At 73.7% G+C, this 13,825-nt stretch carries 9 protein-coding genes and 1 pseudogene; all 10 read left to right on the top strand.

The genetic code is table 11. The features are described from left to right. Positions 1–31 precede the first annotated feature (31 nt). Complete coding sequence (locus ACGF8A_RS20860; RefSeq protein ID WP_393110226.1) at positions 32–2,419, top strand: MFS transporter; 2,388 nt, start codon at positions 32–34, stop codon at positions 2,417–2,419. A gap of 142 nt (positions 2,420–2,561) precedes the next feature. Then, on the top strand, positions 2,562–5,009 hold the full coding sequence (locus ACGF8A_RS20855) for a SpoIIE family protein phosphatase (protein WP_393110224.1): 2,448 nt from the start codon (positions 2,562–2,564) through the stop codon (positions 5,007–5,009). Between the two features lie 153 nt (positions 5,010–5,162). Continuing rightward, positions 5,163–5,888 carry a class I SAM-dependent methyltransferase gene (locus ACGF8A_RS20850; RefSeq protein ID WP_393110222.1) on the top strand — a complete coding sequence of 242 codons (726 nt, stop codon included), beginning with the start codon at positions 5,163–5,165 and terminating at the stop codon, positions 5,886–5,888. A 95-nt stretch (positions 5,889–5,983) separates the two neighbouring features. Beyond that, positions 5,984–6,817, top strand: a complete 834-nt coding sequence (locus tag ACGF8A_RS20845) for a M55 family metallopeptidase (RefSeq protein WP_393110220.1) — start codon at positions 5,984–5,986, stop codon at positions 6,815–6,817. Continuing rightward, the gene (locus ACGF8A_RS20840) at positions 6,810–8,114 is read left to right on the top strand and encodes a M20/M25/M40 family metallo-hydrolase (RefSeq protein ID WP_393110218.1); all 1,305 of its coding nucleotides are present in this window, start codon (positions 6,810–6,812) and stop codon (positions 8,112–8,114) included. Before ACGF8A_RS20845 ends, ACGF8A_RS20840 begins: the two co-directional genes overlap by 8 nt. Before the next feature lie 4 nt (positions 8,115–8,118). Further along, positions 8,119–10,083: a S9 family peptidase gene (locus ACGF8A_RS20835; RefSeq protein WP_393110216.1), complete on the top strand. Its 1,965-nt coding sequence runs from the start codon at positions 8,119–8,121 to the stop codon at positions 10,081–10,083. Beyond that, positions 10,080–11,003 carry an LD-carboxypeptidase gene (locus ACGF8A_RS20830; protein WP_393110214.1) on the top strand — a complete coding sequence of 308 codons (924 nt, stop codon included), beginning with the start codon at positions 10,080–10,082 and terminating at the stop codon, positions 11,001–11,003. The genes ACGF8A_RS20835 and ACGF8A_RS20830 overlap by 4 nt, the downstream gene beginning before the upstream one ends. Positions 11,004–11,133: 130 nt before the next feature. After that, complete coding sequence (locus tag ACGF8A_RS20825; protein ID WP_393110212.1) at positions 11,134–12,924, top strand: CocE/NonD family hydrolase; 1,791 nt, start codon at positions 11,134–11,136, stop codon at positions 12,922–12,924. A gap of 44 nt (positions 12,925–12,968) precedes the next feature. After that, positions 12,969–13,520 (top strand): GNAT family N-acetyltransferase, encoded by a 552-nt coding sequence (locus ACGF8A_RS20820; RefSeq protein WP_393110210.1) that lies wholly within the window; start codon positions 12,969–12,971, stop codon positions 13,518–13,520. Between the two features lie 174 nt (positions 13,521–13,694). Beyond that, positions 13,695–13,795 (top strand): annotated as a pseudogene (locus ACGF8A_RS20815) (arginase family protein); the annotation flags it as partial. Positions 13,796–13,825: the final 30 nt, after the last annotated feature.

Genomic DNA, 13,825 nt, shown 5'->3' with positions numbered 1-13,825 from the left:
TGGTGCAGCAGCGCGACGAGGGGAGCGGTACGTGGGCGGGACCACTCTGGTGCAGGACGGACCGGCCGTGGCGGTGGCGCCCCCGCGGCTCCCGGTGCCACCGCCCGCCCCGGCCGCCGAACTCGGCCCGCGACGGGTGCGGTTGGTCTTCTTCGCGCTGATGCTGGCCCTGCTCCTGGCCGCCCTGGAGCAGATGATCGTCGCCACCGCCCTGCCGAAGATCGTGGGCGAGCTGAACGGCCTCGACAAGATGTCCTGGGCGATCACCGCCTATCTGCTCACGGCCACGATCGGACTCCCGATCTACGGCAAGCTCGGTGATCTCCTCGGCCGCAAGGGTGTCTTCCAGTTCGCCATCGTCGTCTTCGTCGCCGGCTCCGCCCTCGCGGGCCGCGCGCAGACCATGGACCAGCTGATCGCCTTCCGCGCGGTGCAGGGCGTCGGGGCCGGCGGGCTCATGATCGGCGTCCAGGCGATCATGGCGGACATCGTGCCGCCCCGGCAGCGCGGCAAGTTCATGGGGCTGATCGGCGCCGCCTTCGGCCTCGCCTCCGTCGCCGGGCCGCTGCTCGGCGGCTACTTCACGGACCACCTGTCCTGGCGCTGGTGCTTCTACATCAACGTGCCCTTCGGCCTGGTCACCATGGCCGTCGTCGCCGTCGTACTCAAACTGCCCAGACCCCGGGCCAAGGCACGGCTCGACATCCCCGGAGCCCTGCTGCTCACCACGGCCTCGACCTGTCTGGTCCTGCTCACCAGCTGGGGCGGCACCGAGTACGACTGGGGCTCCCGGGTCATCCTCGGCCTCGCCGCCGGCGCCGTGGCCGCCGTCGCGCTGTTCCTCGTCGCCGAGCGCTTCGCCGCCGAACCGCTCATCCCGCTCCATCTGTTCCGCGACCCGGTCTTCAACATCACCGGTCTGATCGGCCTGGTGCTGGGCGTCGCCCTGTTCGGCGCCGCCAGCTATCTGCCCACCTTCCTGCAGTTGGTCGACGGGGCCAGCGCCACCGAGTCCGGGCTGCTGATGCTGCCGATGATGGGCGGCATCGTCGCCGCCTCGATCATCTCCGGGCAGCTCATCAGCGCCACCGGCCACTACAAGATCCACCCGATCCTCGGCAGCGCCCTGTCCGTCGCCGGCATGTGGCTGCTCTCCCGGCTCGACGCCGACACCCCCCGGCTGCACTACAGCATCTGGATGGGGGTCCTCGGCGCCGGGATGGGCATGGTGCTGCCGGTGCTGATCCTCGCCGTGCAGAACTCCGTGCGCCCCGCCGACCTCGGCACGGCGACCAGTGCCAACAACTTCCTGCGGCAGATCGGCGGCAGCGTCGGCGCCGCCGTCTTCGGCACCCTCTTCGCCGACCGCCTCACCGACTCCCTCGCCGAGCACCTGCCGCGCGCGGGTGCCGCCCTGCCCGGGGCCGAGTCCATCACCCCCCAGGCCGTCCACGCACTGCCCCCGGCGCTGCGCGACGGCTACGTCCAGGCCTACGCCGACGCCATGCCGAGGATCTTCCTGTACCTCGTGCCCGTGCTCGCCGCAGGCCTGCTCCTGTCGTTCTTCCTCAAGGAGAAACCGCTGGTGGCCCACCACACCCCCGAGACGGACACCGCGCCGGTGAACACCCCGATCCCACAGGCCCGTTCGCCGTACGCCGCCGGGATCGCCGTCTGCGGTACCGTGCAGCACCCCGACGGGACGGTCGTCCCGCGCGCGGCGCTCACCCTCATCGACGTCGCCGGACAGCAGATCGGGCGCGGCGCCAGCGGCGAGGACGGGCGCTACGCGCTGGCCACGCCCGGCTCCGGGGCGTACGTCCTGATCGCGGCGGCCGGCGGTCACCAGCCGCAGGCCGTCTCCGTGACCGTCGGCGAGCGCCCCGTCGAGCTGGACGTCGTCCTCGGCGGCGCGGGACGCCTCGCCGGGAGTGTGCTCACCGCCGACGGCACGCCGGTACGGGACGCCACGGTCACCCTCACCAACGTGCACGGCGAGGTCGTCTCCAGCACCCGCAGCGGACGCGAGGGCGGCTACGTCATCAGCGAACTGGTCGCTGGCGAGTACACCCTCGCCGCCAGCGCGCCCGCGTTCCGCCCCGCCGCGCTCCCCGTCACCGTGCAGGCCGCCCGGGAGACCCGGCAGGACGTCGAACTGGCCGGCGGCGCCGTGCTGCGCGGCACGGTCCGGGCGGGCGGCGGACGGCCCGTGGAGGACGCGCGTGTGACCCTGCTGGACGCGGCGGGAAACGTCGTCGACACCCTCACCACGGGTCCCGACGGCACGTTCCGCTTCGTCGACCTCTCCTCCGGCGAGTACACGGTCATCGCGGCCGGATACCCGCCCGTGGCGACCGTGCTCCAGGTGGCGGGCGGGGGGCGCACCGAACGGGACCTCCAGCTGGGCCACGAGGACTGAGCCGCCCGAGGGGCGCACCCCTCGTGCGCCCGCGCGTCCGGGCGCCTCAATTCCCGTATTGGCGCACATCGCCGCGGTCGGCGCCGTACGGTGGTGAGCCGGGGCACAGATCTTGCACAGCCGTGGAGAGAGGGCCTGGGCCGTGGAGCATGGCACCGACCGGGAAGCACCTCCCGGCCACCCGGCCGGGAGCGGCACGCCGGCGGGGCGGGTCCCGCTGGCCGTGGTCGTGGTGGACCGTGAGGGCCTCGTGTCGCACTGGAGCACCGGCGCGCGGCGGCTGTTCGGCACCGCCAAGGAGTCCGCGACAGGCCGCCCGGTGAGCGACCTGCTGCCCGTCTCCGGCGCCCTGCCGGCGCATCAGGACCCCTCGCCGTACGGACCCTACGGGGCGTACGACGGTCTCGGTCCGGACCTCGGGGCCTCACTCGACGGCGGACTGTCCTACCCGGCCGCGGGCACCGCCCGGCTCACCGTGCCCGACGGTGGCCGGATCGACGTGCTGTGGTGGGCGTACCCGCTGGTGGGCCCCGGAGCGGAGCGGCTGCTGGTGCTCGCCGCCGACGCCGCCGCGCTGCGCGTGAACGAGACCGGCAAGGACGCGCCCGTGGAGCGGATCTCGCCCGCCTTCGCCCTGCACACCGACTTCCCCGGCGCCGACGAACTGGCCCGCAGGCTCCCCGACATCCTGCCCGGCATGAGCGTCGGCGAGAGCGCCCGAATCGTCGCGCAGGTCCTCGAACTGGGCTATCCCGTGCTGGAGTTCAGCCAGAACGACCGGGTTCCGGTCACCCCCGACTGGGGCGTGCCCCGGCGTGCCGGGCGCACGGCGCGGCGTGCGCGGCTCGCCCGTGCCATGGCCGCCGGCGCGCCCGTTCCCGAGGAACTGCGCGACGAGGCCGGCGACCTGGAGTACGCCGCCGTACGCGAGCGTCTGGAGTTCCTCAACGAGGTCAGCGGGAGGATCGGCACCTCGCTCGATCTGGCCCGCACGATCGTCGAGGTCAGCAGGGCGGTCGTGCCCCGCTTCACCGACGTCGCGGGCACCTATCTGCGCGAACAGGTCGTCGCAGGCGAGGGCTTCCCGGACGGCGTGCCGGACACCACCACCCTGTGGCACCGGGTGGCCCTGGAGCACACCGACGAACCGGGCCGCTGGGACGACGTCGTCCCCGTCGGCGAGGCCATGCCGTTCCCGGCGGCCACACCGTTCTTCCAGTGCATGACGACCGGCGAGCCCGTTCTGGTGCCCCGGATCAGCGAGGCGATGGGGCACGCCATCGCCTCGCAGTTCGAAAAGCGTGACATCCGGCCGCTGATCACGGGCCGCAGCATGCTCGTCGTACCGCTGAAGGCCCGCCATGTCGTGCTCGGGTTCATGGTCCTGCTGCGGCACCCCGAGCGCGCCGAGTTCAACGACATGGACCGGGTCACCGGCGCCGAACTCGCCGCCCGCGCGGGCCTGGTGCTCGACAACGCGCGGATGTACACGTTCCAGGAGAGCGTCGCCGAGACCCTCCAGGACAGCATGCTGCCGCACATCCCGGCGCGCATGTCCGGCTGTGACATCGCCACCCGCTATCTGCCCGGGACGCTGCTCGGACGGGTGGGCGGCGACTGGTTCGACGCGGTGAAGCTGCCCGGCGCGCGCACCGCGTTCGTCGTCGGCGACGTCATGGGCCATGGCCTGAACTCGGCCGCCATGATGGGCCAGTTGCGTACGGCCGTGCAGACCATGGCCGCCCTCGACCTGCCGCCCGCGCGGTTGCTGCGCAACCTCGACGACCTCGCCCAGCGGCTCGGCGACAGCTATCTCGCGACCTGCGTGTACGCCGTGTACGACCCCATCGCGGGCGAGTTGCACCTCGCCAACGCGGGCCACATCCCGCCCGTGCTGGTCCGCGCCGCCGACGGCCGCAGCGAGTTGCTCGATCTGCCCACCGGCGCGCCCGTCGGCGTCGGCGGGGTGCCGTTCGAGGCGGTGCGCGTGCGCGTGGAGCCCGGTGACCGCCTGGTGATGTGCACCGACGGGCTGGTCGAGATGCGCGGTGAGGACATCGGTGTCGGGCTCGCCACGCTGTGCGAGTCGGCCGCCCACCCCGCCGCGTCCATGGACGCCGCCTGCGACACGATCATCCGCGCCCTGGGCGCGCGCGGCGGACGCAAGGACGACGTGGCCCTGCTGATGGCCCGCCTGGGCGGCATCGCAGCCGGCGACGTCGTCGAACGGCGCTTCCCCCTCGACCCGGCCGAGGTCGGCAGGGCCCGCGCGGTGGTCCGCGAGCGGCTGCACGAGTGGGGCCTTTCCGAGCTCGCCGGGAGCGCCGAGCTGATGGCCGGCGAGCTGGTCACCAACGCGGTACGGCACTCCCACCGCCGGCCGGTCGTGCTGCGCCTCGTACGCGGCGACACGCTGCTGTGCGAGGTGGACGACGACGATCACGACCTGCCGGCGCTGCGCAGCGCCGGACCGCTCGACGAGGCGGGCCGCGGGCTGCGGGTGGTGAGCACCCTCGCGCGCGAGTGGGGCGCCAGCCGTACCGAGGAGGGCAAGACCGTCTGGTTCGAACTCACGCTGCCGCGTCGCTGAACCGTCCTTCAGGACGGCGTACTCCGTTCGAACGCGGCGTGAAGGTATGCGCCGTCCGCGCGCCGTGTCCTTGTGGCCGCGCGCCGGGCGCGGTAGACCGTACTGGCCCGTCGCCCGCGGCGGGAAATCGGTGTCGGACCTGGGGAGTTGGCCATGAGTGTGACGAGTCGGTACCGGGCGGCCTGGGAAGGGTTCTGGCGCGAGGCGCCCGGCGGGCCGGGCTCCGTGTTCTGGGACGCCGAGCCCGCGCTGACCGCGGGACGGCACGTGGCCCTGTTCGAGCCGCTCCTGGCCGACCCCGGGCTGGCGATGGTCGACCTGGGCTGCGGCAACGGCACCCAGACCCGCTTCCTCGCCGGGCGGTTCCCGCGCGTCCTCGGCGCCGACCTGTCCGCGGCGGCCGTCGCGCACGCCGAACAGGCGGATCCGGCCGGCCAGGCGACGTACCGCGAGCTGGACGCGGCCGACAAGACCGAGGTGGAGACGCTGCGCGCGCAGCTCGGCGACGCCAACGTGTACATGCGCGGCGTACTGCACCAGTGCGAGCCCGGGGACCGGCAGCCGCTCGTCGACGGGATCGCGAGCCTCGTCGGCGAGCGTGGCCGGGTCTTCCTCGTCGAGCTCGCCGAGGCCGCCGGGCCCGTCCTGCGTGGCCTGGCACAGAGTCCGGCCGGACCGCCCGCCAAGCTCGCGCCGGTCTTCCGGCACGGCATCGCGCCCGGCGAGGTCGCCGACGCCGCGGTGCCCGAGTACCTGACCGCGGCGGGCCTCACCGTGCTGGCGAGCGGCGAGCTGCCGCTGACCACCACGGAGACGGGGCCCGACGGCACCCGGATCGAGCTGCCGTCGAAGTGGCTGCTCGCGGGCCGCACCGGGTGACACGGGTGTGCGCGCGGGCGTAGGGTCGGGCGAAGTACGGGCCGCGCGAAATCCGTTCTGGTCGCCCGCCGAATCTCCGCGTAACGTGACGCTTCATGAAGATCCTGATCAGCGCCGACATGGAGGGCGCCACCGGTGTCACCTGGCCGGCGGACGTGCTGCCCGGCACACCGCAGTGGGAGCGCTGCCGTTCCCTGTTCACCTCGGACGTCAACGCGGCGGCGCTCGGTTTCTACGACGGCGGCGCAGACGAGGTGCTGGTCAACGAGGCCCACTGGACCATGCGCAACCTGCTGCTCGAGCAGTTGGACGAGCGGGTGCAGATGCTCACCGGGCGGCACAAGCCGCTGTCGATGGTCGAGGGCGTGCAGCGCGGCGACGTGGACGGGATCGCCTTCGTCGGCTACCACGCCGCCGCCGGCGCGGAGGGCGTCCTCGCCCACACCTACCTCGCCAACTCCATCACCGGCGTGTGGCTGAACGACGTCCGGGCCAGCGAGGGTCTGCTGAACGCGCATGTCGTGGCCGAGTACGGGGTGCCCGTGGTGCTGGTGACCGGCGACGACGTGGCGTGCGAGGACGCGCTCGGGTACGCGCCCGAGGCGCTGAAGGTCGCCGTGAAGGACCATGTGTCGCGGTACGCGGCCGTGTGCCGCACGCCGGCCAGGACCGCCGCCGACATCCGGGCCGCCGCCAAGGAGGCGGCCACGCTGGCCGTGCGGTACGAACCGGTCGCTTCCGGCCCCTGCACGGTCGCGGTCGAGTTCGACGCCGAGCACCTCGCGATGGCGGCGACCGTCGTGCCGGGCGTCGACCGGACCGGGGAGCGCAAGGTGGCGTACACCAGTGCGACGATGTACGAGGGGATCCGCACCTTCAAGGCGGTCACCACCGTTGTCTCGGCCGCCGTGGAGGAGCAGTATGGCTGATCAGCAGGCGCTGGAGGAGGTCGTGGAGTTCACCTCCGGCCTCATCCGCATCGACACCACGAACCGGGGTGGCGGCGACTGCCAGGAGCGGCCCGCCGCCGAGTACGCCGCCCACCGGCTGGCCGAGGCGGGCCTGGAACCCACGCTTGTGGAGCGCACCAAGGGGCGCACCAACGTGGTCGCCCGGATCGAGGGCAGCGACCCGTCCGCCGACGCGCTGCTGGTGCACGGGCACCTGGACGTCGTACCCGCCGAGGCCGCCGACTGGAGCGTGCACCCGTTCTCCGGCGAGGTCCGCGACGGGGTCGTCTGGGGGCGGGGCGCGGTCGACATGAAGAACATGGACGCGATGATCCTCGCCGTCGTGCGGTCCTGGGCCCGCGAGGGCGTCCGGCCCCGGCGGGACATCGTCGTCGCGTTCACCGCGGACGAGGAGGCCAGCGCCGTCGACGGCTCCGGCTTCCTCGCCGACCGGCACGCCGGGCTGTTCGAGGGGTGCACCGAGGGCATCAGCGAGTCCGGGGCGTTCACCTTCCACGACGGGGCGGGCCGCGAGATCTACCCGATCGCGGCCGGCGAGCGCGGCACGGGCTGGCTCAAGCTCACCGCGCGCGGGCGCGCCGGGCACGGCTCCAAGGTCAACCGCGAGAACGCGGTGACCCGGCTGTCCGCCGCGATCGCGCGGATCGGCGCGCACGAGTGGCCGCTGCGGCTGACCCCGACCGTGCGTGCGGCGCTCACCGAGCTGGCCGCGCTGTACGGCGTCGACGGCGACCTGAGGGACGTCGACAGGCTGCTGGAGAAGCTCGGGCCGGCCGCCAAGCTCGTCGAGGCCACCGTGCGCAACAGCGCCAACCCGACCATGCTGGACGCCGGATACAAGATCAACGTCATTCCGGGCGAGGCCGTGGCCCACGTCGACGGGCGGTACCTGCCGGGCGCCGAGCAGGAGTTCCGGGCCACCCTCGACCTGCTCACCGGGCCGGACGTGGACTGGGAGTTCGAGCACCGCGAGGTGGCGCTCCAGGCACCGCTGGACTCGCCGACGTACGCCAGGATGCGGGCCGCCGTGGAGGAGTTCGCCCCCGAGGGGCACGTCGTGCCGTACTGCATGTCCGGGGGCACCGACGCCAAGCAGTTCTCCCGGCTCGGCATCACCGGCTACGGCTTCGCGCCGCTGAAGCTGCCCGAGGGCCTCGACTACCAGGCCCTCTTCCACGGCGTCGACGAGCGGGTGCCCGTCGAGGCGCTGCACTTCGGCGTGCGGGTCCTCGACCGGTTCCTGCGGGACGCCTGACCACATGGGGGAGAACGTGCAGACCCTGCCGTACGGTTCCTGGCCGACGCCCATCGACGCGGCCCTGGCCGCCGCGCACGACGGGCACCCGGAGTACGTGGGCTTCGTCGGTGACGAGGTGTGGTGGACCGAGCCACGGCCCGCGGAGGGGGGCCGCCGCACCCTGGTGCGCCGGCACTCCGACGGCACGGAGGAGTCCGTGCTGCCCGCGCCGTGGAACGTGCGCAGCCGCGTCATCGAGTACGGCGGGCAGCCCTGGGCCGGCGCCCTGGCCGACGGCCACCCGGTCGTGGTGTTCGTGCACTTCGCCGACCAGCGCCTGTACCGGTACGAGGAGGGCGGCGAGCCGCGTCCGCTGACACCGGTGTCGCCGGTGGGCGGCGGGCTGCGGTGGGCGGATCCGCAGCTGCGGGTGGAGCGCGGCGAGGTGTGGTGCGTGCTGGAGGAGTTCACCGGCGACGGGCCCACCGACGTGCGGCGCGTACTGGCCGCCGTGCCCCTGGACGGCTCAGCCGCCGGCGACCGGGACGCCGTACGCGAACTGAGCGACGACCGGCACCGCTTCGTCACCGGGCCCCGGCTGTCGCCGGACGGGCGGCTCGCGGCGTGGCTCGCCTGGGACCATCCGCGGATGCCGTGGGAGGGCACCGAGCTGGTGCTCGCCGAGGTGACGGACGACGGCGCGCTGACCGCGCCCCGCACGGTCGCCGGCGGGCCGCGGGAGGCCGTCGCGCAAGCGGAGTTCGACGCCGAAGGGGCCCTGCTGTACGTCAGCGACCGCACCGGCTGGTGGAACCTCTACCGCGACGGCGAGCCGCTGTGCCCGCGCGAGGAGGAGTTCGGCGGGCCGCTGTGGCGGATCGGCAGCCGCTGGTTCGCCCCGCTGGACGGCGGGCTGATCGCCGTCGTGCACGGGCGCGGCGCCACCGCCCTCGGCATTCTCGACCCGGAGACCGGAGAGGTCGTCGACGCGGCCGGACCCTGGACCGAGTTCACGCCCGCCCTCGCGGTGCACGGCGAGCGGGTCGTCGCCGTCGGCGCCAGCCCGCGCAGCGCCTACGAGGTGGTCGAACTGGACGCCCGTACCGGCCGGGCCCGGGTGGTCGGCGCCGAGCACGACGACGTGGTGGACCCGGTGTTCTACCCCGAACCGCAGATCCGCACCTTCACCGGACCCGCCGGGCGCGAGGTCCACGCGCACGTCTACCCGCCGCACAACCCCGGCTGCACCCCGCCCGGCGCCGAGCTGCCGCCGTACGTCGTCTGGGCGCACGGCGGCCCGACCGGCCGCTTCCCGCTCGTCCTCGACCTCTCGATCGCCTACTTCACCTCGCGCGGCATCGGGGTCGCCGAGGTCAACTACGGCGGCTCGACCGGCTACGGGCGGGAGTACCGGGAGCGGCTGCGCGAGCAGTGGGGCGTCGTCGACGTCGAGGACTGCGCGGCCGTCGCGCTCGCCCTCGCCGAGGAGGGCACCGCCGACCGCGACCGGCTCGCCGTGCGCGGCGGCAGCGCGGGCGGCTGGACCACGGCCGCGTCGCTCACCATGACCGACGTCTACGCCTGCGGCACGATCATCTACCCGGTCCTCGACCTGGCCGGCTGGGCGTCCGGGGAGACGCACGACTTCGAGTCGCGGTACCTGGAGAGCCTGGTCGGACCGCTCGCCGAGGTTCCCGGGAGGTACGCGGAGCGCTCGCCCGCCGGGCACGCCGACCTCATCACCGCCCCCTTCCTGCTGCTCCAGGGCCTGGACGACGTGATCTGCCCGCCCGCCCAGTGCGAGCGGTTCCTGGAGGAGATGGAGGGGCGGCGGGTGCCGCACGCGTACATCGCCTTCGAGGGCGAGGGGCACGGGTTCCGGCGGGCGGACACCATGATCCGCGCGCTGGAGGCCGAACTCTCGCTGTACGCCCAGGTGTTCGGGCTGACCCCGCCCGGAGTCGCGCCGCTGGAGCTGAGCAAGTGAAGGAACTCCTGCGCCCGCCCCGGCTGGCTCCCGGCGCGCGGGTGGCCGTCGTCGCGCTCAGCGGGCCGGTGCCCGAGGAGCGCTTGCAGGCCGGGCTCGACGTGCTGCGCGGCTGGGACCTCGACCCGGTGGTGGCACCCCATGTGCTGGACCGGCACGTCGAGTTCCCCTATCTGGCGGGCACGGACGCCGACCGGGCCGCCGACTTCCAGGCCGCCTGGTGCGATCCGTCCGTGGCCGCCGTGCTGTGCGCCCGCGGCGGGTACGGGGTGCAGCGGATGGCCGACCTGCTCGACTGGGACGCGCTGCGGGCGGCCGGACCGAAGGTGCTCGTCGGCTTCAGCGACGTCACCGCGCTGCACGAGGCGTTCGCCACCCGGCTCGGCCTGGTCACGCTGCACGGGCCGATGGCGGCGGGCGTGGACTTCATCAAGAACGCGCGGGCGCAGGACCATCTGAAGGCCACGCTGTTCGCGCCGGAGACGGTCCGCACGATCGTCTCCGGCGGTGGCGCCCTGGTGCCCGGGCGGGCCCGGGGTGTGACCCTCGGTGGCTGTGTGAGCCTGCTCGCCGCCGAGCTGGGCACCGCGCACGCCCGCGGCGGTGCCCGGGGCGGGCTGCTGATGATCGAGGACGTGGGGGAGGAGCCGTACCGGCTCGACCGGATCCTGACCCAGTTGCTGCGCGCCGGATGGCTCGACGGGGTGGCCGGGGTGGGGCTCGGCTCCTGGCTCGACTGCGGCCCGTACGAGACGCTGCGCCGGGTGCTCGCGGACCGGCTGGGCGGACTGGGCGTTCCGGTCGCCGAGGAGTTCGGGTTCGGGCACTGCGACGGGGCGTTGACGATCCCGTTCGGTGTGGCGGCGGAGCTCGACGCGGAGGCGGGGACGCTGACGCTGGACGAGCCCGCCCTGCGCTGAAGGCCCGTCAGTTTCCTGACGGAAACCGCCGCCACGGTGATTGACCTCGCCTGACACGTGTCACAGCATGTCAACCGGCCGGCAGGTACTGGCCGGCCGGCATCCGGGTTGTCCTCAGCGTGGAGGTCTCGTGTCCCGACGTGTGCCCCGATCTCGTGCCGTCCTCGCCGCCGTTCTCGGCGCCGCGCTTGCCGCACCTGTCGCCCTCACCGCCCCCGCCATCGCCACCCCCACGACCGGCCAGTACTCCGTCACCGCCCTGAAGTTCACCGTCCAGGCCGGCGGCCGGACCTGCACGATCGACGCCGACCTCTACCGGCCCGCGGGGGCCGGCAGCGCCCGGCCCGCCCCCGCCGTCCTCGCCACCAACGGCTTCGGTGGCAGCAAGAACGACGGCTCCACCGACGCCATCGGCAGGAGCTTCGCCCAGCGCGGCTACGTGGGGCTCGTCTACTCCGGGCTCGGCTTCGGCCGCTCGGGCTGCCTCGTCTCGCTCGACGACCCCGCCGCCGACGGGCGGGCCGCCTCGCAACTGGTCGACTTCCTGGCCGGCAAACGTGCCGCCGACGACGGGACCAGCGCCGACTTCGTCACCCTGGACGCGCCGGGCGACCCGCGCGTCGGGATGATCGGCGGCTCCTACGGCGGCGCCGTCCAGCTCGCCACCGCCTCCGTCGACCACCGCGTCGACGCCCTGGTGCCGATGATCACCTGGAACGACCTGGCGTACTCGCTCGACCCGAACAACGCCGTCGGCGCCGCCGACGTGCCCGGCGCCTTCAAATGGCAGTGGACCAACGGCTTCTACCTCATCGGGGAGGGCCAGCCGCTGCTGGAGCCGGGCCTCGACCCGTCCCGCATCAACTCCCTGACCTGCCTGCACTTCGTCACCCGGGCCTGCGACACCGTCCGCACCCTCAACTCCGGCCGCTACCCGGCCGGCCGGACGCGGGAGCTGCTCGACTACGCCCGCAGCGTCTCCCCGGTGTCCTATCTGCACCGGGTCCAGGCGCCGACCCTGCTGGTCCAGGGACAGGCCGACACCCTGTTCAACCTCAACGAGGCCACGAGGACGTACAAGGCGCTCAAGGCCCGGGGCACGCCGGTGAAGATGATCTGGCAGTCCTGGGGGCACAGCGGCGGCACCAGCGATCCGGCGGCGGGCGAACTCGACCTCGCGGCGGGCAATCTGGAGACCAGCTACGTCGGCAGGCGGATCCTGGCCTGGTTCGACCGCCATCTGCGGCGCAAGGCCGGCGTCGACACGGGGCCCGCCTTCGCCTACTACCGGGACTGGGCCGGCGACAGCGGCAGCCGGTACGCCACCGCCGACCGGCTGCCCGTACCTGGGCAGAAGCTGTACCTCTCCGGCGACGGCAAGCTCGTGGACGACCGCCGGAAGATCGAGCGGGGCAGCCGCAGCTACCTCAACTGGCTGACCCCCACCAGCCATTCGGAGAGCTCCCTGGCCGGGATGCTCGGGCTGCCGGACCCGGCACCCCATGACACCAGGGGCACCCACCTGGCGTGGACCGGAGAGCCGCTCCGGCGGCCGGTGGAGGTCGTGGGGGAGCCCCGGGCCCGGCTGAAGGTGGTCTCGCCGACGGCCGAGCGGACCCAGGACTCGGGCGACGCCGCCGACAAGCTGGTTCTCTTCGCGAAGCTGTACGACGTCGCCCCCGACGGCACGCAGACGCTGGCCCACCGGCTGGTCGCACCGGTGCGGGTGCCGGACGTGCGGCGGCCGTTCACCGTGACGCTGCCGGCGATCGTGCACCGCTTCGAGCAGGGGCACCGGCTGCGGTTCGTGATCGCGGCGAGTGACGGGGCGTACTTCGGCAACCGGGGCGTCAAGCCGGTGACCGTGGTGAGCGCGCCCGGCGACACCGGGGTGCTGGAGCTGCCCGCGGTCCCGGACTGACGGCCGGGGCTGCGGCGGCCGGGGGCCGGTCGTAAGGTGGCGGGATGCCGCACATCGCGTCCCGTCACCTCGCCGAGGGCCCCCGGGTGGGCATACGCCACTTCACCTACGAGGACGGCGCCGAGTTCACGGCACGGGTCCGGGAGAGCAAGGATCTGCACCACCCGTGGCTCTTCCCGCCGGACACCGCCTCGGCCTACGCCCGCTATGCCGGCCGCCTGATCGAGGACCCGGCGAAGGCCGGGTTCCTCGTCTGCGAGACGGACTCGGGCGCCCTCGCCGGGTACATCAACATCAACAACATCGTCGGCGGCGCCTTCCAGTGCGGCGCTCTCGGCTACGGCGCCTTCGCGCACGCCGCCGGGCGGGGCCTGATGCGCGAAGGGCTGAACCTCGTGATCGACCACGCCTTCGGGCCGATGCGGCTGCACCGGCTGGAGATCAACGTGCAGCCCGGCAACAGCGCGTCCATCGCCCTGGCCCGCACCTGCGGGTTCCGGCTGGAGGGCTTCTCGCCCCGGATGCTCCACATCGACGGCGCCTGGCGCGACCATGAGCGCTGGGCGCTCACCGCCGAGATGCGGACCGCTGGCTGATCTCCATGGTGCCGAGGGCGGTGACCGCCGGGCGCGGCACGCGAAAGCCGTGACCCGTCCAGTCGTGGCAACGGCGCCGCCCCGCGGGACGGCGTCCCTGGCCGGTGAACCGCGCGTGCCCGGCATGCCGAAAGCTGTTGAAGGCCCGGCTCCACCCCGCAAGGCATGCCGCGCATGCGGAACATCGTGGTGAGCGACGCCCCTCCGACCTGGGCCTGCGCCCGCCCGCCCCGGGCACCGTGCCGGGCTGCCACAAGCCCGCCGGGGCCCTGCGCACCGCGGGCGCGCTGCTCGCGGACGCCGTG

Origin of the sequence: Streptomyces sp. NPDC047706, from assembly GCF_043204795.1 — a bacterium.
Taxonomy (GTDB): Bacteria; Actinomycetota; Actinomycetes; order Streptomycetales; family Streptomycetaceae; genus Streptomyces.
Note: the sequence above shows the minus strand (reverse complement) of the source record. Positions and strands in the feature narration are given on the sequence as shown.